Source organism: Pseudomonas sp. SZ40 (genome assembly GCF_052958135.1).
The window spans coordinates 60408-80728 of record NZ_JBQWIF010000001.1 but is presented as its reverse complement, the minus strand read 5'-3'; the positions used below and the strand labels follow the sequence as shown (position 1 = coordinate 80728).

The window sequence follows — 20321 nt, the reverse complement described above, 5'->3', positions numbered from 1 at the left end:
GAAAACCGCAGCGGCTGCCCCTAGAGAATGTTGGCGTAGTCGGCTTCGATGCGGTCCAGGCTCAGGTGGTTGAGGAAGTTGGAGAAGCACATCCAGGCCGACAGCGAGTTGAGATCACGAAACTGCTGCGGCAGGTACTTGGGTGGGCTCACCAGGCCTTCATCGACCAGTTGACGTAGCGTACGCATATCTTCGAGCGTGGTCTTGCCACAGAACAATAAAGGGATCTGTTCCAGCTTGCCTTTGCGCACGGCGAGCTGAATGTAGTTGTAGATCATGATGAACCCCTTCAGGTAGGACAGATCCTTGGTGAAGGGCAGACCGTTCGGAGCGGAGCCCCGGAACGCGCGACCGGCGTTGCTGTAGCTGTCTTCCAGGCTGAAACCCTGCTCACGGTAGAAATCGCAGACCTGCAGGAAATCCGCGCCCTGCTCGGCCATGTGAATGGCGCGGGTGCGGTTGGTGAGTTTGCGCAGGCGACTGGGGTAGGAGGCGAAGGCGATCACTTCCATGAGGATGGCCAGGCCTTCCTGAGTGACCGTCGACGAGGGTGGCCCCTTGGCCAGGAAGGTGCAAACAGGCTGGTTCTGGCCATTGAGCGTGGTTGCCACGTGCACCAGGCCTTCGTGTACTTCCAGTGCCTTGACGTCGCGCTCGTTGAACATGGCATCGGCGCGGATCTTGATGTAATCGGCACCGGCCGCGGCGTCAGCGAGAATGCCGTCGGACTCGAACACGCGAATGGTGCTGTCGCTCTCGCCGAACACCAGATTCAGCCGGCTCTGCAGCAGCGCGACGGCGTCCTTGGCAGTCAGCGTCTTGGGCTCGTCCTTGAGGTCGCCGCGGCTGTCGATGTTGTTCAGGTAGCCGGAAAACATCAGCCCCAGATCGGCCAGGGTCGGATCACCGGCATGGAAGGCGTCGGACGCCGCGCCGTACAGCTCCTGGGAAATCAACCCGAAATCCGAGGTACCACGGGCTTCCAGCATGCGGATGACCATGCGGTACTCGCGGCACATGCGGCGCATGATCTGCCCCACCGGATTGAACTGGCCGAGCTGGCGGGTGATGTCGCGCTCGATGTTCTGGAACTCCAGCTTCTTGGCGGCCGGATCGAAGGCCAGCGGTCGGCTGTCGTAGTAGCCACGGTCTATCGCCGGCAGCTCCCTGCCCTTGTGCTTGAGAAAGGTCTGGCGAATGGAGTCGTCCCATTTCACCGCATCGAGTACACGGATCGGCGTCTGCGCCTCGACGATACGATCGGACAGCGCGCGCACGACCAGTTGGTAACCGTCGAGTCCTGTGTGGCTGTTCATGGCAATCCTCTTTGCGTTGCTGAAAGTGCCGAATCGACCCGCAGAGCCTGGTCACGACCTTGCCGGACAGCCTCATGCGAGCGTTTTTTCAGCGCTCCAGGGCCGGCGTGCAGCAGATCGTGAGAAGCACTCACGGCCCGGTTCGCTGATAGCGCGCCACCTCGACGAACACATCGGAGTTGGCCGGATCGTTGAGGTACGCGAACACCTGTTCCAGGCCGCTGGAGACCAGTACCCCATCGCCCTGCGGCATCGCCACGGTGCTGCCCTTGAGCTCACCGTTGTCGATGGCCTGGAGGATACGTTCGACGTCGAGGTTGAACAGCACCAGCTCATTGTTGTGGGTCAACTCGAAGCCGCCGATGGCGAAATTCGCGCCCATGCGCTTGGGCACCCCCGCCGACAGGTACCAGCGTCGGCCGTGGTGGGCGACGGTAAAGCTGTAGCTCTGCAGGCTGGCGATGTTGTCGATGCTGTCGGTGTAGGCATCGGCCTTGTAGAGATTGGAGCCCGAACGGCTGATGTCCAGAAAGCGCAGCTCGCCCCACTCGTCGGTGCGTGACCAGGTACCAAGCAGGGGAATCGGCGCTGCTTCGTTGGCCGGGATCGGCTCCTTGAAGGTCACCAGGCAACCGCTCAACAACAGAAACGACAGCACCACCAGTGCACGCCAGGCTTTCATCATGCTCTCCTTGAAACGATCGTGGGACCGCCACGCGCTGATAGTCCATTCCCTCGACGCGGCGCGTCAAGCGTCCAAACCAGTTGTCCATCAACAGGATAGGCGCTGAATCACAGGTAATAAAAAGCCGCCCGAAGGCGGCTCTGGCAAACCCTTAGAGTTCCTGGCGCATGTGCGGGAACAGGATGACGTCGCGGATCGACGGCGAGTTGGTCAACAACATCACCAGGCGATCGATACCGATGCCTTCACCGGCAGTGGGCGGCATGCCGTATTCGAGGGCGCGAACGAAGTCGGCATCGAAATGCATGGCCTCGTCATCGCCTGCGTCCTTGTCGGCCACCTGCTGCTGGAAGCGCTCGGCCTGGTCTTGCGCATCGTTCAACTCGGAGTAGGCGTTGGCGATCTCGCGGCCACCGATGAACAGCTCGAAACGGTCGGTCACACTCGGATCATCGTCGCTGCGACGGGCCAATGGCGAGACTTCGAACGGATAACGGGTAATGAAGTGCGGCTGCTCCAGCTTGTGCTCGACCAGTTCCTCGAAAATCATCACCTGCAGCTTGCCCAGGCCTTCGAAACCGAGCACCTTGGCGCCGGCTTTCTTGGCGATCGCGCGCGCCTTGTCCACGTCTTGCAGGTCGGCGGCGGTGATATCCGGGTTGTACTTGAGAATCGAGTCGAACACCGACAGGCGCACGAACGGCTCACCGAAGTGGAACACCTTGTCGCCGTATGGCACGTCGGTGGTGCCGAGCACGCTCTGCGCCAGCTCGCGGAACAGCTCCTCGGTCAGGTCCATGTTGTCTTCGTAATCGGCATAGGCCTGGTAGAACTCGAGCATGGTGAACTCGGGGTTGTGCCGGGTCGAAACGCCTTCGTTACGGAAGTTGCGGTTGATCTCGAACACCTTCTCAAACCCGCCAACGACGAGCCGCTTGAGGTACAGCTCCGGCGCGATGCGCAGGAACATGGCCATGTCGAGGGCGTTGTGGTGGGTTTCGAAAGGCTTGGCCGCAGCGCCGCCGGGAATGGTCTGCAGCATCGGCGTTTCCACTTCGAGGAAGTTGCGCTCGGCGAGGAAACGACGGATGTGGGCGATCACCTGGGAGCGCACGCGGAAAGTTTCGCGCACGTCTTCGTTGACGATCAGGTCGACGTAGCGCTGGCGATAGCGCTGCTCGGTATCGGTCAGGCCGTGGTGCTTGTCCGGCAGCGGACGCAGCGACTTGGTCAGCAGGCGCACGTCGGTCATTTCCACGTACAGGTCGCCCTTGCCGCTGCGGGCCAGGGTGCCAACGGCGGCGATGATGTCGCCCATGTCCCAGCTCTTCACCGCTGCCAGGGTTTCTTCGGGCAGGGTCTTGCGGTTGACGTAGACCTGAATGCGCCCGCTCATGTCCTGAATGACCATGAAGGAGCCACGGTTGAGCATGATGCGACCGGCAACCTTGACCGGAATGGCAGCGGCTTCGAGCTCTTCCTTGGTCTTGTCGACGTACCGTTTCTGCAGGTCGGCGCAGAGGTTGTCACGACGGAAGTCGTTGGGGAAGGCGTTGCCCTGCTCACGGATGGCAGCAAGCTTTTCCTTGCGCTGGGCAATCAGCTTGTTCTCTTCCTGTTGCAGTTGCTGCTGGTCGGGTTGTTGGTCGCTCATGTTCGTCGGGATTCCATCACGGGGTAGTCGCCGCCCCCACCGGGGCGGAACCAAAAGGTATTACAGGCCTTGTTTCAAGCTGGCTTCGAGGTACTGATCGAGGTCGCCATCGAGAACCTTCTGGCAGTCGCTGCGCTCGACGCCGGTACGCAGGTCCTTGATGCGCGAGTCATCGAGCACGTAGGAGCGGATCTGGTGACCCCAGCCAATATCGGACTTGGTGTCTTCCAGCGCCTGGGAAGCCGCGTTGCGCTTCTGCATTTCCTGCTCGTACAACCGGGCCCGCAGCATTTTCATGGCGGTGTCCTTGTTGGCGTGCTGGGAACGTTCGTTCTGACACGCCACCACGGTGTTGGTCGGCACGTGAGTGATACGTACCGCCGAGTCGGTGGTGTTGACGTGCTGACCACCCGCACCGGAGGAGCGGTAGGTGTCGATACGCAAGTCGGCCGGGTTGATCTCGATCTCGACCTTGTCGTCGATCTCGGGCGACACGAACACCGCCGAGAACGAGGTGTGGCGACGGGCGCCGGAGTCGAACGGACTCTTGCGCACCAGGCGGTGGACACCGATTTCGGTGCGCAGCCAGCCAAAAGCGTACTCGCCCTTGATGTGCACGGTGGCGCCCTTGATACCGGCGACTTCGCCTTCGGACAGTTCGACGATCTCGGCGCTGAAACCGCGCTTGTCGGCCCAACGCAGGTACATGCGCAGCAGGATGTTGGCCCAGTCCTGCGCCTCGGTTCCGCCGGAACCGGCCTGGATATCCAGGTAGCAGTTGTTCGGGTCCATCTCGTGGCTGAACATGCGGCGGAATTCCAGCTTCTCGAGGATTTCGCGCAGGCGTTCGATTTCTGCGGCGACGTCGTCGACGGCGCTCTGGTCGTCTTCTTCGACGGCCATGTCGAGCAGGTCGCGGGAATCGGCCAGGCTGCCGGTCAGGTCGTCGATGGTCTCGACGATAAGCGCCAGCGTGGCACGCTCACGGCCGAGGTTCTGGGCGTATTCCGGCTTGTTCCAGACGTTCGGGTCTTCGAGTTCGCGGTTTACTTCGACGAGACGATCATGCTTGTGATCGTAGTCAAAGATACCCCCGAATGGTCTGGGTGCGCTCGGACAGGTCCTTGATGCTGTTAAGGATCGGGTTGATTTCCATGGCTGGCGGCACTCACAGGTAAAACTTCGGAAAAGCCGACGAGTATACCCGAGTCGCGGTTCTCTGGCAGCACGCCTGGCGTTATCAATCATCCTGCGACGGACCGACGGCCATCTATACTCGAGAGGCTGCCCATCGAGCCGTTGAAGGATCATCGCGCACCATGTTTCGTGCCCAAAGCCTGCGTAGCCGTCTAGCCCTGTCGATTGCCCTGCTGGTGAGTCTGCTGAGTTGGCTGCTTGGCAGCCTGATCAGCCAGGATTCCGCCCAGCGCATTCGCGAGGACGTGGGTCGGGATCTGGCCGAGGTGTCGCACATGATGATCGACCGCCTCGACCGCGACATGCAGAGCCGCGCCAGCATGTTGCAGGTCATCGGCAGCCTTCGCGTACTGCGCCAGCCGGCTGACATCGACGATGTACGCCGCCTGCTGGACCACCTGCAGGGCGAATTCCCCAGCATCGCCTGGATCGGTTTCACCGACACCCGGGGCACGGTGCTGGCCTCCAGCAACCGTGTGCTGGAAGGCGCCAGCATTGCTCAGCGCCCGGTATTCCTGGAGGGTAGCAAGGGCCTGTTCATTGGTGACGTGCACGAGGCCGTGCTGCTGGCCAAACTGCTGCCCAACCCGACGGGCGAGGCGATGAAGTTCGTGGATATCAGCCTGCCGGTGCATGCGGCGGACGGTAGCCTGGTCGGCGTGCTGGCGTCGCACCTGTCGTGGTCATGGGCCGACGAGGTACGCCAGGCGATCCTCAAACCCATCGAGGAGCGTCGGCAGATCGAGTTCTTCGTGGTCGGTCGCGACCGCACCCTGCTGCTGGCCCCCACGGAAATGATCGGCCAGCGCCTGCACCTTCCCGCCATGCAGGACCTGCCGGGCAACACTACCCACTGGGCCGTGCAGCAATGGCCGGACGGCAAGCAGTACCTGACCGGCCTGGCGCTCAGCCAGGGCTACCTCGACTATCAGGGCCTGGGCTGGACGGTGGTCGCCCGCCAGTCACTGGCGCAGGCCGATGCACCGGTACAGGCCATCCACACCAGCATCGTGCTCTGGGGCGGCGTCCTGGCAGTGCTGTTCGCAGCCTGTGGCTGGCTGCTGGCGACCTACGTCACCCGGCCACTGCGCAGCATCGCCAAGGCAGCGGATCGTCTCGCCAATGGCGAAATCATCGTGATCCCTGAAGTCGACAGCCCGCGGGAAGTCGCCCAGCTCAGCCACTCCATCCGCCATCTGGTGGAAAGCCTGACCCATCAGCACGCCGAGCTCGGTGCCCTGGACAACCGTGCCCACCATGACCCGCTGACCGGCCTGCCGAACCGCGCGGCGCTGGCCAGGTACCTGCCGCGGGCAGAGCAGCGTAGCCAGGGAACACCCTGCGGGCTGGCGGTGTTGTATCTGGACCTGGACGGTTTCAAGCCGGTCAACGATCGCCACGGCCATGCGGTTGGCGACCGGGTGCTGCGTGAGTCGGCCTCGCGTATGCGCGGCTGCCTGCGTGCCGGGGATCTGGTGGTGCGCCTGGGGGGCGACGAGTTCCTGATGATCCTCCAGGTACCGCTCGATGAAGCGGCCGGACAGGCCCGCCAGGTGGCCGAGCGAGCTATTCAGACGCTGGGGGCGGTGATCGAGTGGGAGGGCCGAGAATTGCAGATCGGCTGCAGCATCGGTGGCGCGCTATGGCCGCAGGATCACGCCAGCCTGGAACAGGTCGTGGAACTGGCGGACCAGGCCCTGTATCGCGCCAAGCAGAACGGCCGCGGTCGTGCGGTATTTCATGGCGAGCCGCAGATCGACAACTCGCCCGTCTGATTCAGGCCAGGGAGCTGGTGTCGTTCACCAGACCGACCTGATCGCGACCCGCCTGCTTGGCCATGTAAAGGCCGCGGTCCGCCAGATTGACCAATTGCAGGGAGGTCTGACCGGCGCGCGGCACCAGGGTAGCGACGCCGAGACTGGTCGTCAGCACCGAGCCAGGTTCGGGCTTGTCGTGGGGAATGCCCAGGTCGGTGACGGCCCGACGAACCTTTTCGGCGAGCAGCCGCGCTCCGCCCGCGGAGGTGCTCGGCAGCACCATGGCGAACTCTTCGCCGCCATAGCGGGCAGGCATGTCGGTGGAGCGGCTGCAGCAGCCGCGCAAGGCTCCGGCAACGCGGCGCAGGGCGTCGTCACCGGCGACATGCCCAAAGCTGTCGTTGAAGCTCTTGAAGAAATCGACGTCGATCATCAACAGTGACATCGGCGTCTGCTCACGCAGGGCGCGGCGCCATTCCATTTCCAGGTATTCGTCGAAGTGCCGGCGGTTGGACAGCCCGGTCAGGCCATCGGAGTTCATCAGGCGCTGCAGCACCAGATTGGTTTCCAGCAACTGCTGCTGGCTTTCACGCAACGCACGGTAGGCTTCATCGCGCTGCTGCAGCGCGGTGTAGGAGCGCGAGTGGTAGCGAATGCGCGCCACCAGTTCGATGGTGTCCGGCAGCTTGACCAGATAATCGTTGGCACCGGAGGCGAAAGCGGTGCTCTTGACGGTCGCGTCGTCCTTGGTCGACAGCACGATGATCGGCACGTCGCGCAGCGAAGGCCGCGCACGGTAGGCGCCCAGCAGCGTCAGCCCATCGACACCGGGCATCACCAGATCCTGAAGGATCACCGTCGGTCGCAACTGTTCGGCCACCGCGACGGCCTGAGTGGGGTCGGAGCAGTAATGAAAGTCGATGCCGCCCTCGCCCAACAGCTCGCGGCGCACGGCCTCGCCGATCATCGCCTGATCGTCGACGAGCAACACCATGACCGCGCCTTCCTTGGGTGAGCCGAGTTCTTCCGTGGAATGTGGGGGGGCTTGCATGTTGGTCTCCAGACCCACCTGGCTTGAAGGCGAGTCTCTTAAAAGTTGGACGCAGAGTAAGTCTATCAGCCAAATAGCTCAACGATACGGGGAGCGATGCGTTCGAGGGCGAGTATCTCCTTCGCGGCATCGAGTTCCGCCGCTGCCTTGGGCATGCCATACACCGCGCAGCTGGCCTGGTTCTGAGCGATGGTGAGGAACCCGCGGGCGCGCATGTTCTTGAGCCCCAGCGCGCCATCACGGCCCATGCCGGTGAGCAACACGCCGATGGCATCGCCCGTCCAGTGCTCGACCACGCTGTCGAAGAACACATCGATGGAGGGGCGATAGACGTGGCTGCGTGGCTCTTCTGTATAGGTCAGCTCGCCATTGCGCTGCAGGCGCATATGGTTGTTGGTGCCCGCCAGCAGCACCACACCCGCTTGCGGTTGCTCGCCGTCGCGGGCCAGGCGCACCGGCAGGGCCGACTCACCGGCCAGCCAGTCGGCCATACCAGCGGCGAACACCTCGTCGACGTGCTGCACCAGCATGACCGCCGCATTGAAATTTCCCGGCAATTGCTTGAGCAGCGAGGCCAGCGCCGCCGGACCGCCCGCCGAGGCACCGATGGCCACCAGCCGGCGTGCCGCCGACGCTCTTGGCGCCTGGGCTGAGACGCTATGCTTGCGGCCCGTGTTCTGGCCGATCAACCAGCCAATGTTCTGGATCTTGCGCAGCAACGTCGCCGCGTCAGCGGCTGCGTCGCCGCCCAGCGAAGGCGTATTGACCGCGTCGAGAGCCCCATGGCCCATGGCCTCGAACACCCGGTTGACGTACTGCTCGATATCCACCGAGACGATGAGGATCGCGCACGGGCTCTGCGCCATGATCCGTCGCGTCGCCTCGACCCCATCCATGACCGGCATCAGCAGATCCATCAGCAATAGATCCGGCAGATCGACTTCGCAGCGCTGCAGCGCCTCGGCACCGTTGCCCGCCACCCAGGCGATGCGATGCTCCGGCTCCAGAGCCAGGGCTCGGCGCAGAGCCTCCACCGCCAGCGGCATGTCGTTGACGATCCCGATCCTCATTCGTGCGGCTCTCCAACCAGATCGACCACGGCGTCGAGCAACGCCTCGTCATGGAAACTGGCCTTGGCAAGATAATAGTCGGCTCCGGCATCCAGACCACGCCGGCGATCTTCTTCGCGATCCTTGTAGGACACCACCATCACCGGCAGCGATTGCAGGCGGCTGTCGCGGCGCACCAGGGTGACCAGTTCGATACCGTCCATGCGCGGCATGTCGATATCGGTAATCAGCAGGTCGAAGTGCTCGGCGCGCAGGGCGTTCCAGCCATCCATGCCATCGACCGCCACGGCCACGTCATAACCCCGCCCGAGCAGCAGCTTGCGCTCCAGCTCGCGCACGGTCAGCGAATCGTCGACCACCAGCACGCGCTTGCGCTGAACACCGGCAAGCTGGCGGACGCTACGGTCGACCCGCTCCAGGCGACCGCTGCCGAGCAGTTTGGCGACCGACATCAGCATGTCCTCGACGTCGAGGATCAGCACCGGCGTGCCGTCGTCCAGCAACGCCCCTGCCGACACATCCTGCACCTTGCCCAGCCGTGGATCCAGCGGCATCACCACCAGCGTGCGCTCACCGACGAAACGCTCCACCACCAGACCGAACAGGTTGTCACGGTCACGGATCAGCACCACCGGAATGCCGTTGTCGCTGGGCTTGCCTTCCGGGCGCTGGAGAATCTGGCTGGCCGCGATCAGACCGACGTGCTGCCCTTCGCTCCAGAAGTGCTGACGCCCTTCCAGTTGAACGATGTCTTCGGCCTGCAGGCGGGTCATCCGTTCGATGTGGGCCAGCGGCAAGGCATAGGCTTCGCCACCGACCTCGACGACCAGGCTGCGCACCACCGACAACGTCAGCGGCACCTCCAGGTGGAAGGTCGAACCCTGCCCCTGGCGCTGCTGCATGCGCACACCGCCGCGCAGTTGCCGCACCATGTGCTGAACGGCATCCAGGCCAACACCGCGGCCGGACACCTCGGTGACCTGATCACGCATGCTGAAGCCGGGCAGGAACAGGAAGGCCAGCAGCTCCTCCTCGGTCAGCTGCTCGCCGGTCTGTTCGGTGGCGAAACCACGGCTGATCACCGCACTGCGCAGTTTATGCAGATCGACGCCGCCGCCATCGTCACTGAGTTCCAGCAATAGCATGCCGGCGTGGTGACGGGCGCGAATCAGTATCTGGCCTTCGGCTGTCTTGCCGCGCGCCAGGCGCACCTCGGGCGGCTCGATGCCGTGGTCCAGAGCATTGCGCAGCAAATGCGTCAGCGGTGCCTCGAGACGTTCCAGCACGTCGCGGTCGACCTGCGTGCTTTCGCCCTCGATCACCAGCCGTACCTGCTTGCCGAGCGCCCGGGCCAGGTCACGCAGCATGCGTTCATGGCCCGACAACACATCGGCGAACGGCCGCATGCGCGACGCCAGCGCGGCGTCGTAGAGGGACTGGGCGCGCTGGCCGCCCTGCCAGCCGAAATCGTCCAGATCGGTCATGTGCTGGGCAAGCACCTGCTGGCACTCGGTGAGCGCCTGGCGGGTTTCCACCAGCATGGCCTCGGCCTGCGCATCGATGCTGCCTTCCGGTAGCGCTTCACGGGCTACGTCGAGGGCGCGGCGCGCGACGGTTTGCAGCCGTTTGAGACGCTGCAGGCCATCGCCGAGGGGCTTGATGCGCTGGAACTCGACCAGCGACTTGCTGGAGATGTCCAGCAGATGGTCGAGTCGCTCGGCACTGACCCGCAGGATGCGTCCACGCCCCTCGCCCTGCACTTCGCTGCCTTCGGCTCTCGCCCTGGCAGGTGCACTTTGCGGCTCCGGCGATTCCTGTACGAGCGGCTCAGGCTCGGCGATGACGGCGGGCGCCACCGGCACCGGCACCGCTGAGCGCTGGGCCGGTACGTAACCACCCCGCGCGAGAGCACCGAGGCGTTCGATCAGCGCATCGACAGCCGCGCCGGTTCCATTCGTATCGGCCGCGGGCGAGCCCAGGCTCAGCAGAATGTCGGCGCCTTGCAACAGCGCATCGATGTATTCGGGTTGCAGCAACAGGCGGCCTTCCTGAGCCTCCACCAGGCAGTCTTCCATTACGTGAGCGACCTTCACCCCGGCGTCGAGACCGACGATGCGTGCCGCGCCCTTGAGGGAATGGGCTGCGCGCATGCAGGCCTCGAGGGAGTCCGCATGACGCGGATCGCGCTCGAGCACCAGCAAGCCGTTGTTGAGCACCTGGGTCTGGGCCTCGGCTTCGAGCTTGAACAACTCCAGCAGCGAAGCGTCGCGCATCTGGTCGGGCGTCATCCGAGGCTCCTGGCGATGGTTTGCTGCAGTATCTGCTCGTCGAGCAGGGTCACGCTGCGACCTTTCCACTGGAGAACCCCGGAGGCGAAACGCCGCGCCATCGGCACACTGCCGTTGCCGGTCTCGACCACCTGGCTGACGGCAATGGCCTCGATGCCTTCGACCTCGTCGACCGGCATGACCACCGGACCATCCGCCAGGCTGAAGATCAGCATGCGTGGCACCACGCGACGTTCGGTAACCGCCTCGGCGCTCTCCAGCCCGAGCATCTCCGCCAACGAAACGCAGGCCACCAGCGCGCCACGCACGTTGGTCACCCCCATCAAACCCAATGAACGCTGGTGTGGCAGCGAGTGGATCGAGGTGCGCGTCGCCACCTCGCTCAATGCACGGGTGGCCAGCGCCAACCAGGCCTCCCCTACCCGGAAGATGAGAATCGAACGACGCTCGCCGCTCTCTTCCTCGACCCACTCATGCTCTGGCTCATCCTCATCGCGCTGCAAAGCGAATCGATCCAGCAGGCGGGTAGCCAGGGACGCGTGAACCTCGCAGTTGCGACAGTGAATGTGCTGGACCAGGCGCTCACAGGACTTGTCGCCCTGCACGCCGATGCGGTTCCAGCAATCGTCGATGGCCGCCCGTTCGACATCGCTCAGCGGCAGAAGACTATCGGTCATCGCGGCTCACTCCACGCCCGGCACGTTGCTGCAGGCGCTTGGCGCCCGCCAGATCACCACGGGCAGCGAGCAGCGCCGACAGGTGAGCCAGCGCTTCGGCGTGCCTGGGCGCCAGATACAGGGTTTTGCGGTAATAATCCTGGGCCTCGCTGCTACGCCCGGCCACATCGCTGAGCAGGCCCAGCCAGTAGAACGCCTGAGCCGTCGGGCCGTGCGCGGCGAGATAGCGTTCGCAAGCCATGCGGGCTTCGTCGCTGCGCCCGGCGTTGGCCAGCGTGGCGATTTCATCCAGGGCGGCATCGCCTGCGGCCACCGGCGGCGGCGCTGCGGCAGGCACCCGGCGCACCGGCGGTTTGTCTGGCGCAGCGACAGGTGCTGCGACCCGTGCCCGCGCGGGTATGGCCGGGGCGACCTGGCGCAGCGAGGCCGCGAGACGCGGCGGCGTGTCACTGGCTCGGCGAAACACGAAGGCCAGGGGGATGTTCAAGGCCTGCATGCCAACCTGGCTGAACAGGCTGGCCTCGGCCGGCCCGATGAACAGTGCACCGTCGTCACGCATGAGCCGTTGCAGCACGGCCGCCACGGATTGCTGGGTCGGTCGGTCGAAGTAGATCAGCAGGTTGCGACAGAACACGAAATCGTAGGGCGCCTCGCCAGCCAGCAGACCGGGGGCCAGCAGGTTGCCGGCAAGCAGACGGACCTTGCGACGCACCTCGTCCTGGAGCTGAAAGCCTTCCGGGGTTTCGACGAAGTGCCGATCACGAAAGCTCAGGTTGTCGCCACGGAACGAATTGCGCCCGTACAGCGCTCGCTGTGCGCGAACCAGTATCAGCTCGCTGATGTCCATGGCATCGATGCGAAACGTTTCGCCCGGCAGCCCGGCATCGAGCAGCGCCATGGCAATGGAATACGGCTCTTCGCCACTCGAACAGGGCAGGCTGAGTATGCGCAGCGGGCGAACGCCCATGATCTGCGCGACCCGCTCACGGGCCAGTTGCGCGAGCGCGACGAAGGATTCCGGGTAGCGAAAGAACCAGGTCTCCGGTACCACCACGGCCTCGACCAGTGCCTGCTGCTCGATGGCGGAGGCCTGCAGTTGCAGCCAATAGGCCTCCTCGTCGGCACAGCCCAGTGCCGCGACGCGCTGGCGAACCGCACGTTCGATCACCACCTGGCCTACCGACTCGGCATCGAGTCCGATCAAGCCATGCAACAGGCGCTCGAAACGGCCGCTCATACGCTGGCCTCCAGGGTTGCCGCGAACAGCAGCTCACGCACCGCTTCGTCGAGCAGATCGGCCACGCGGACCCATTGCACCAACCCCTGTTCGGCCTTGAGCACCGGCCCCAGGTAGCGGGCATTGGGCACGCTCACCCCGGCGTCGACGAATGCCTCGGCGGGGCTGCGCAGGGTATCGCTGGCCTGTTCCAGAATCAGTCCCAGCAGGCGAGCAGGCTGGCTCGCCTGGGGTTGGTAGTTGACGATCACCAGGCGCGTGCTGGTGCGCACCGTGGCTGGCTGACCGAGGGCCTGGAAAGACAGGTCGAGCACCGGTACCGGCTTGCCGCGATAGGCGAACAGCCCAGCAACCCAATCGGGGGCAGCCGGGATCTGCTTGAAGCTGCGCAACGGCATCACTTCGACCACTTCACGAACATCCAGGGCGTAGCGATCCGTGCCCATGCTGAACAACAGGAACAGCTGACCGGGGCTACGCCGCCCCGGCGATGGCCTGCCTGTTTCGCTCACCGGCTCAGACCTTGAAGCGGCTGACGCCGGTACGCAAACCGTTCGCCACCAGATTGAGGTCGTCGATCGATGCGCTGGCCTGGCGTAGCGACTCGACGGTCTGCGACGAGGCTTCACTGAGCTGCACCAGCGCCTGATTGATCTGCTCGGCACCGGTGGACTGCGCCTGCATGCCTTCATTGACCATCAAGACACGGGGCGCCAGCGCCTGCACCTGATGGATGATCTGCGCGAGCTGCTCGCCGACCTGGCCGACTTCGCCGATCCCGCGGCGCACTTCCTCGGAGAACTTGTCCATGCCCATCACGCCGGCGGAAACCGCCGACTGGATCTCGCGAACCATCTGTTCGATATCGTAGGTAGCCACGGCGGTCTGGTCGGCCAGACGGCGAACTTCGGTGGCGACCACCGCGAAGCCACGGCCGTACTCGCCAGCCTTCTCCGCTTCGATGGCGGCGTTGAGCGACAGCAGGTTGGTCTGGTCGGCGACTTTGACGATGGTGGTGACCACGTGATTGATGTTGCCGGCCTTCTCGTTGAGGATCGCCAGCTTGGCGTTGACCAGCTCGGCGGCGCTCATCACCTGATGCATGGTGTCTTCCATGCGCGCCAGGCCCAACTGCCCTGCTCCGGCCAGGGTCGACGTCTGCTCGGCGGCGCCGGAAACCTCGGTCATGGTGCGCACCAGATCCCGCGACGTGGCGGCGATTTCCCGGGAGGTGGCACCGATCTCGGTGGTGGTAGCCGCGGTTTCCGTGGCGGTGGCCTGCTGCTGCTTGGAGGTGGCGGCGATCTCGGTCACCGAGGTGGTGACCTGCACGGCGGAACGCTGCGCCTGGGCGACCAGCGTCTTGATCTCTTCGGCCATGCCGTTGAAGCCGGTTTCGATGGCACCGAACTCGTCACGACGGCCGAGGTTCAGGCGCACGGTCAGGTCGCCACTGGCCAGTGCCTGCAGGGTGTGTACCACCTGCTGCACCGGGCGGGTGATCGCCTGCATCAGGAAGTAACCGCATACGAAAGCAGCGATGATTGCCAGCAGCACAGATACCACCATGCTCAATTTGGCTCGGCTGACCGCAGAAACGATATCCCCGGCAGAGGAATACGCCACATCGCGATTAAGCTCGATCATCGAAGTGAGCTGAGTACGCCCGACGTTCCAGGTATCGGTCAGTTGCCCGGCCAGCTGGGCCCGCGCCTCGACGGAGCGGCCTTCGTCATAGACCGTCAGCACGCTGGCCTGCTGCTGCGCGAACAGCTCGCGGGTCTGATCGAAGGCCTCCAGGGCACTCCGGTCAGTGTCATCGCGAATGGTCGCCCGGTAGTCGGCAAGCGACGCGACCAGCTTGTCGCTGGCGCCCTTGATCAGTTGACGGTCGGCATCACTGAGCCTGTGTTGCTCCTTGATACTGACCTGCACGATGGTCTGGTGGAACAGGTCCGTCCAGGCACTGCGCACCTGAGTGATGTGGAACATGCCAGGCATGGCATCGTCCAGCAGACGGGTAGCCCCACCCTCGACCTTGAGCAGGCGCTCGAAGGATGCCGCGGCCATCAACAGCATGATCGCGATGATGATCGCGAAACTTGCCTGGATACGCTGGCGAACAGTCCAGTTCTTCACATTCAACCCCATCTGCCGAGACTCTAAATGAAGCCTGCGGGTAGCCTCCGCAGGTCATGCGCCGGACTCTATGGGCGTTGCGGTTGCAGCGCAAGCGAGACAGACCTATTTACTGTAGCAACAGGCGCTTGAGTGTCAGGGGGGAAGAAGAAATAAGGCTGCCGAGCGGCACTGAGCCGTCGGCAGCCGGTGCGGCGGAGTTACTGCAGATCCTGGCGAACCTGGGCTTCGAGTTCGGCCTTGAGGGCCGGGTCGAGCTTCAACTGGCGGGCCAGCTCTTCCAGGTAGGCGCGTTCCATGAAGTGCTCTTCATCGACCATCAGCACGCTGGCGACGTACATTTCCGCAGCCATTTCCGGCGTGCTGGCCGAACGTGCCACATCCGCGGGGTCCAGCGGTTTGTTCAGCTCGGCCTGCAGCCAGCGCTGGGTTTCGGCGTCGCTGGCCAGTTTGCTCAACTCGCCTTCGATCAGCTCGCGCTCGCGCTCGTCGACATGGCCGTCGGCCTTGGCCGCAGCCACCAGTGCCTTGAGAATGCCCTGGCTGTGCAGCTCCACCTGGGGAGCAGGCAGACGGTCGAGGGTCTGCGGCTCGCCCTGTGGCGCACCGGCCTGCTTGGCCTGCCAGTTGCCATAGGCCTTGTAGGCGATCACGCCCAGCGCGGCGAGGCCACCATAGGTGATGACCTTGCCACCGACCTTGCGGGCGCTCTTGTTGCCCAGCAGCATGGCCAGCGCGGCACCACCACCGGCGCCCTTGAGCATCGAGCCGATACCACCGTTGTCAGCCTTGCCGGCTCCACCACTGCCGCCGCCCAGCAATCCACCCAGCGCTCCGCCCAGCCCCGAAGAGGACTTGCCGGCGGTTTTCTGTTGCAGCAATTCCTGCCCGGACTTCAGCAGTTGGTCGAGCAAGCCGCGCGTATTCATGGAGATCTCCAATGGTTCAGGAACGGACGAATCTACTGCGAAGCCTGGCCGACGTTGGTTACAGATTGCATCAAGATATTGCGCGTACGGCCGCGTCGCACAGGCAGATAGACAATCGGCCTGTGGGCAACGTTCAAGATGGCGTCGGGGCTCCGTGACTGAACGTCAACGCGGCGCCAGGTGAGAGATCAACAACTGCACCGATTCCTGACCACGGAATTCGTTGACGTCCAGCTTGTAGGCCAGCTCGACCCAGCGCACCGTCGGGTTGGGCCACACCTCACGGTCGACGCCAAAGGCGATGCCGTCCAGTTGCAGGCTGCCGCACTCGCTCTTCAGCACCACCTTGAGGTGGCGCTCACCGACGATGCGCTGCTGCACCAGCTGGAACGCGCCATGGAACAGCGGCTCGGGAAAATGCTGCCCCCAGGGCCCGGCATTGCGCAGCTCGCGGGCCAGCGGCAGATTGAATTCGTCGATGCTCAGCACGCCGTCGGACAGCAGCCGCCCGGTCAGGTCGTCCTCGCAGAGCTGACGACGAACTTCTTCGTCGAACGCCGCGGCAAAGGTCTCGAAGTGCTCGGCCGGCAGTGACAGGCCGGCGGCCATGGCGTGCCCGCCGAACTTGCTGATCAGCCCCGGATGGCGCGACGCCACGGCATCCAGCGCGTCGCGGATATGAAAGCCCGGCACCGAGCGCGCGGAGCCCTTGAACATACCCTCCCCGGCGTCGGCGAAGGCAATGGTCGGACGGTGATAGCGTTCCTTCAGGCGCGAGGCGAGGATGCCGATCACTCCCTGGTGCCAGTCGGCCTCGAACAGGCACAGCCCGAACGGCAGGTTTTCCAGGGGCAGATCCTTGAGCTGAGCCAGCGCCTCGCGCTGCATGCCCTGCTCGATGGCCTTGCGGTCCTGGTTGAACTGATCGAGCTGCACGGCCATGTCACGGGCCAGGCCTTCGTCCTCGCAGAGCAGGCATTCGATCCCCAGGCTCATGTCGTCGAGACGCCCGGCGGCATTCAGGCGCGGGCCGAGAATGAAGCCCAGGTCGGTGGAGGTGATGCGCCCATGCTGCTTGCCGGCGACCTCCAGCAACGCCCGCAAACCCGGCCGCGCGCGCCCGGCACGGATACGCGCCAGGCCCTGGTGGACCAGAATGCGGTTGTTGGCGTCCAGGGGCACGACGTCGGCCACACTGCCCAGGGCCACCAGGTCGAGCAACTCGCCCAGATTGGGCTCGGGACGCTCGGCGCTGAACCAGCCCAGCTCGCGCAGTCGCGCACGCAGCGCCAGCAGCACGTAGAAAATCACCCCGACGCCGGCCAGCGATTTGCTCGGGAAGCTGCAGCCCGGCTGATTGGGATTGACGATGGCATCGGCGTCAGGCAATTCGTGGCCCGGCAGGTGATGGTCGGTGACCAGCACCTTCAGCCCCGCCGCCTTGGCCGCCGCCACGCCCTCGATGCTGGAGATGCCGTTGTCCACGGTGATCAGCAGTTCCGGCTCGCGGGTCAGCGCCACGGCGACGATTTCCGGCGTCAGGCCATAGCCGTACTCGAAGCGGTTCGGCACCAGATAATCGACATGGGCAGCGCCCAGCATGCGCAAACCGAGCATGCCAACGGTGCTCGCGGTGGCGCCATCGGCATCGAAATCGCCGACGATCAGCAGGCGCTGGCGCTCACGCAGCCCTTCGACCAGCAGCGCCACCGCCGCCTCGATGCCCTTGAGCTGGGTGAACGGAATCAGCCGTGCCAGACCCTTTTCCAGCTCCACTGCCGAGAGCACCCCACGGGCCGCGTAAAGGCGGGTCAACAACGGTGGCAGATTACCCAGATCGGGCAGAGAAGCGGGAAGCGGGCGGGACTCGATACGCATGGACGTCGGATTCTACTCGTGCGGTGAAACAGGGGGCGCGCCAGGCCCGCAGGCGTGGCGCGGGTCGGATCAGTTGCCCAGCGTTCGCTCGCCAGCCAACCACTCCACGGGAATTTCGTGCTGGCCGCGCTCGTCGGTCACGAACAGCTCGCCATCGCTGATCATCACGCTCCAGCTCAGGGAACGGGGCAAATCCAGGGACAGATCGGCCAGTGCCTCCTGACCCAGGGCGACCACGTTGATGTTCTTCAGGGTGCGCACCGGGTCGAGGCACTTGGTCTGCCACACGCGCAGGTTGCCGTAGGCCACCAGGCTGAATTTCTCGGTACGGCGCGAGCACCAGGTGATGCGCTCGCTGTCCGGCTGGCCGACTTCGATCCAGTGCAGCACACGACCGTCAAGGCTCTTCTCCCACAGCGCCGGCTCGTCGACATCGGACAGGCCGCGGCCGAAGGCCAGATGCTCCTGATAGAACAAGGCATAGGCGATCAGCCGCGCCGCCAGACGCTCCTCGGTTTCCGAGGGATGACGGGCCACGGTGAAACGCAGGCTCTCATAGATGCTGCGATCGATATCGGTGAGGTTGAGATCGATCTTGTAGGTCGTGGACGGCTGGGCCATGGCGCACTTCTTGGAATTCGGAAAAGTGCGCCAGTCTAGCAGGCCAGCTGGAAGCGTGGGCAGAGCGCCGCCCAAAGGGGCGTCTGCCCTGCCTCGTCAGGACTCGGCTTTCCAGTCCGGATAGCGACGCTCTGCTGGCGCCGGCGGGAAGTACTGGTACAGCCAGGTTTCGCTCAGCACTTCCTTGTTGTCGACGCGGCGCAGGTAGGCACGCATGTTCACAGGCTCGACGCTGTCGCTGCTCGGGAACCAGTCGAACTGTGCGCGGAAGCCTTCGACTTCCGGGTACAGGGCAAGGATGCTGAAATCCTTGACCTCACCGTGGGAAGCCTCGACGACCACCTCGACCTGGGCCTTGGCGTCCATCTTGGCCAGCGGGCCGCCACCGAAGTCGATGGCGAAACGACGTGCCCACTGCTTTGGCCAGTGCTCGCCCGGCGCCCAGCCAAGAGTGAAACCACCCATGCCGGAGCGGGTAGCCTGCACCTGCGCCAGGGTCGGCTTGACCGGCGGCAGCGCTGCCCAGTGCAGTTTGTAGCCGAAGTTGAGCGACGTGCCGGGCTCGATGGCCTGCTTGGGGTTCCAGAAGCAGACGATGTTGTCCATGGTTTCGCCGGTGGTAGGAATCTCCAGCAGATCGATGCTGCCTTCACCCCACGGGGTGGTCGGCTCGACCCACAGGCTCGGCCGGCGGCTGTACCAGACCACGGTGTCCTGATACGACTTGAAGTCATGGTCGAACTGCACCAGGCCGAAGCCTTTCGGGTTGGTATCGGCGAAGGCGTTGAACTGCAGTTTCTCCGGATTGTTCAGCGGTCGGCAGACCCACTCGCCGTTGCCGCGCCACATGGACAGGCGGTCGCTGTCGTGAATCGCCGTGGCGACGAAATCACACATGCGCCGCTCGTGCCCGCCGCAGGAAAACATGCTGGTCATCGGCGAGATGCCCAGTTGCTTGATGGTCTTGCGGGCATTGATGTGGGCGTCGATGTCCATCACCACGCGGTCTTCCAGGCAATCGATATCGAAGCGGAAGGCACCGGTGGCGCTCGGCGAATCGAGCAACGCATAGAGGACGAAACGGGTGGCGTTCTTGTCCGGCGTTTCGAACCAGAATTCGGTGAAATCGGGGAATTCTTCAGGCGTGTCGGTAAAGGTATCGACGGCCAGGCCGCGGGCCGACAGGCCGTACTGGCCGGTGTTGTCCACCGCGCGGAAATAGCTGGCGCCGAGGAAGGAGACGATGTCGTACTTGGCGATGTTCGGCTGTTTGAACACCTTGAGACCGGCGAAGCCCAGGTCACCCTTGAGCTGCGCAACGTCCACGCCACTCTTGCCGTATTCGAACAGTTCGGGACGGAAATGCACTTCGCGGGCGACCCGGCTCTTGGCATCGACGGCATGCATGCGCACGGGCTGACGAAAGCCCATGCCGACGTGGAAGAACTGCACGTCCAGCTGCCCGTCCAGTTCGTTCCACAGCGAGTGCGCCGGGTCGTACTGGATGGCATTGAACTGCTGGGGCGTCAGCTCGGCGAGGGTCTTGGGCAACACCTCGGCGGTGCTCTTGTAGGCCCTGCCGGCCATGCTCTTGGCGCGCGACTGCAGCTGTTTGAAATCGAAGGGTTCGGCCTTGCCGTCGGCGGTTTCGGCGAAGCTGCGCAGGCTGAACAGTCCGGCAGGAAGACCGGCACAAGCTGCCATCAACATGGAAGCTTTCAGGAGGTTACGTCTTTGCATGGGCGTACCTGATGGGTTGGGATCTGCCCGAAGGCGATAAAAAAGACCTACAACAGATAGCCCTACCCGCCACATGGTTCCA

16 protein-coding genes are annotated in these 20321 nt (G+C 64.2%); 1 reads left to right on the top strand and 15 read right to left on the bottom strand.

The window, feature by feature from the left end; all coding sequences use genetic code 11:
• Positions 1–20: 20 nt before the first annotated feature.
• The 4 genes from ACT9T4_RS00365 to prfB all read right to left on the bottom strand — a co-directional run bounded on the left by ACT9T4_RS00365 (position 21) and on the right by prfB (position 4811).
• Positions 21–1316, bottom strand: coding sequence for a flavohemoglobin expression-modulating QEGLA motif protein (locus tag ACT9T4_RS00365; protein ID WP_042551819.1), 1296 nt, complete (start codon positions 1314–1316; stop codon positions 21–23).
• A 130-nt stretch (positions 1317–1446) separates the two neighbouring features.
• Positions 1447–1998 (bottom strand): hypothetical protein, encoded by a 552-nt coding sequence (locus ACT9T4_RS00360; protein ID WP_499115014.1) that lies wholly within the window; start codon positions 1996–1998, stop codon positions 1447–1449.
• A gap of 154 nt (positions 1999–2152) precedes the next feature.
• The gene (gene lysS / locus ACT9T4_RS00355) at positions 2153–3655 is read right to left on the bottom strand and encodes a lysine--tRNA ligase (RefSeq protein WP_042551821.1); all 1503 of its coding nucleotides are present in this window, start codon (positions 3653–3655) and stop codon (positions 2153–2155) included.
• A 60-nt stretch (positions 3656–3715) separates the two neighbouring features.
• A protein-coding gene (gene prfB, locus ACT9T4_RS00350; protein WP_156152626.1) for a peptide chain release factor 2 occupies positions 3716–4811 on the bottom strand; the annotation gives its coding sequence in 2 pieces (ribosomal slippage) (positions 3716–4738 and positions 4740–4811; 1095 coding nt in all).
• Positions 4812–4974: 163 nt separating this feature from the next.
• Between prfB and ACT9T4_RS00345 the strand changes: the two genes are divergently transcribed.
• Positions 4975–6627, top strand: coding sequence for a sensor domain-containing diguanylate cyclase (locus ACT9T4_RS00345; RefSeq protein ID WP_499115013.1), 1653 nt, complete (start codon positions 4975–4977; stop codon positions 6625–6627).
• 1 nt (position 6628) lies between these two features.
• On the opposite strand, the gene ACT9T4_RS00340 is transcribed toward ACT9T4_RS00345, so the two are convergent.
• The 11 genes from ACT9T4_RS00340 to ACT9T4_RS00290 form a co-directional block, all read right to left on the bottom strand.
• Positions 6629–7660 carry a diguanylate cyclase domain-containing protein gene (locus ACT9T4_RS00340; RefSeq protein WP_042551825.1) on the bottom strand — a complete coding sequence of 344 codons (1032 nt, stop codon included), beginning with the start codon at positions 7658–7660 and terminating at the stop codon, positions 6629–6631.
• 65 nt (positions 7661–7725) lie between these two features.
• Positions 7726–8730: a chemotaxis response regulator protein-glutamate methylesterase gene (locus ACT9T4_RS00335; protein ID WP_499115012.1), complete on the bottom strand. Its 1005-nt coding sequence runs from the start codon at positions 8728–8730 to the stop codon at positions 7726–7728.
• Positions 8727–11018: a hybrid sensor histidine kinase/response regulator gene (locus ACT9T4_RS00330; protein WP_499115011.1), complete on the bottom strand. Its 2292-nt coding sequence runs from the start codon at positions 11016–11018 to the stop codon at positions 8727–8729. Before ACT9T4_RS00330 ends, ACT9T4_RS00335 begins: the two co-directional genes overlap by 4 nt.
• Complete coding sequence (locus ACT9T4_RS00325) at positions 11015–11695, bottom strand: chemotaxis protein CheW (RefSeq protein ID WP_042551828.1); 681 nt, start codon at positions 11693–11695, stop codon at positions 11015–11017. Before ACT9T4_RS00325 ends, ACT9T4_RS00330 begins: the two co-directional genes overlap by 4 nt.
• On the bottom strand, positions 11685–12932 hold the full coding sequence (locus ACT9T4_RS00320) for a CheR family methyltransferase (protein ID WP_179538909.1): 1248 nt from the start codon (positions 12930–12932) through the stop codon (positions 11685–11687). The genes ACT9T4_RS00325 and ACT9T4_RS00320 overlap by 11 nt, the downstream gene beginning before the upstream one ends.
• Positions 12929–13444, bottom strand: coding sequence for a chemotaxis protein CheW (locus ACT9T4_RS00315; RefSeq protein WP_042551830.1), 516 nt, complete (start codon positions 13442–13444; stop codon positions 12929–12931). Before ACT9T4_RS00315 ends, ACT9T4_RS00320 begins: the two co-directional genes overlap by 4 nt.
• A gap of 4 nt (positions 13445–13448) precedes the next feature.
• Entirely contained in the window at positions 13449–15071 is a 1623-nt protein-coding gene (locus ACT9T4_RS00310; protein ID WP_499115010.1) for a methyl-accepting chemotaxis protein, read from the bottom strand.
• Positions 15072–15271: 200 nt separating this feature from the next.
• On the bottom strand, positions 15272–16000 hold the full coding sequence (locus ACT9T4_RS00305) for a tellurite resistance TerB family protein (RefSeq protein ID WP_499115009.1): 729 nt from the start codon (positions 15998–16000) through the stop codon (positions 15272–15274).
• A 165-nt stretch (positions 16001–16165) separates the two neighbouring features.
• Positions 16166–17878 (bottom strand): single-stranded-DNA-specific exonuclease RecJ, encoded by a 1713-nt coding sequence (gene recJ, locus ACT9T4_RS00300; RefSeq protein WP_179538911.1) that lies wholly within the window; start codon positions 17876–17878, stop codon positions 16166–16168.
• 69 nt (positions 17879–17947) lie between these two features.
• Entirely contained in the window at positions 17948–18499 is a 552-nt protein-coding gene (locus ACT9T4_RS00295) for a YaeQ family protein (protein ID WP_042551833.1), read from the bottom strand.
• A gap of 96 nt (positions 18500–18595) precedes the next feature.
• Entirely contained in the window at positions 18596–20239 is a 1644-nt protein-coding gene (locus tag ACT9T4_RS00290) for a glucan biosynthesis protein D (RefSeq protein ID WP_042551834.1), read from the bottom strand.
• Positions 20240–20321: the final 82 nt, after the last annotated feature.

Bases quoted from the DNA above. Each gene is read 5' to 3' on its own strand.
- ACT9T4_RS00365 (WP_042551819.1), bottom strand. From the start codon at position 1,316: ATGAACAGCCACACAGGACTCGACGGTTACCAACTGGTCGTGCGCGCG.
- ACT9T4_RS00360 (WP_499115014.1), bottom strand. From the start codon at position 1,998: ATGAAAGCCTGGCGTGCACTGGTGGTGCTGTCGTTTCTGTTGTTGAGC.
- lysS (WP_042551821.1), bottom strand. From the start codon at position 3,655: ATGAGCGACCAACAACCCGACCAGCAGCAACTGCAACAGGAAGAGAAC.
- ACT9T4_RS00345 (WP_499115013.1), top strand. From the start codon at position 4,975: ATGTTTCGTGCCCAAAGCCTGCGTAGCCGTCTAGCCCTGTCGATTGCC.
- ACT9T4_RS00340 (WP_042551825.1), bottom strand. From the start codon at position 7,660: ATGCAAGCCCCCCCACATTCCACGGAAGAACTCGGCTCACCCAAGGAA.
- ACT9T4_RS00335 (WP_499115012.1), bottom strand. From the start codon at position 8,730: ATGAGGATCGGGATCGTCAACGACATGCCGCTGGCGGTGGAGGCTCTG.
- ACT9T4_RS00330 (WP_499115011.1), bottom strand. From the start codon at position 11,018: ATGACGCCCGACCAGATGCGCGACGCTTCGCTGCTGGAGTTGTTCAAG.
- ACT9T4_RS00325 (WP_042551828.1), bottom strand. From the start codon at position 11,695: ATGACCGATAGTCTTCTGCCGCTGAGCGATGTCGAACGGGCGGCCATC.
- ACT9T4_RS00320 (WP_179538909.1), bottom strand. From the start codon at position 12,932: ATGAGCGGCCGTTTCGAGCGCCTGTTGCATGGCTTGATCGGACTCGAT.
- ACT9T4_RS00305 (WP_499115009.1), bottom strand. From the start codon at position 16,000: ATGAATACGCGCGGCTTGCTCGACCAACTGCTGAAGTCCGGGCAGGAA.
- recJ (WP_179538911.1), bottom strand. From the start codon at position 17,878: ATGCGTATCGAGTCCCGCCCGCTTCCCGCTTCTCTGCCCGATCTGGGT.
- ACT9T4_RS00295 (WP_042551833.1), bottom strand. From the start codon at position 18,499: ATGGCCCAGCCGTCCACGACCTACAAGATCGATCTCAACCTCACCGAT.
- ACT9T4_RS00290 (WP_042551834.1), bottom strand. From the start codon at position 20,239: ATGCAAAGACGTAACCTCCTGAAAGCTTCCATGTTGATGGCAGCTTGT.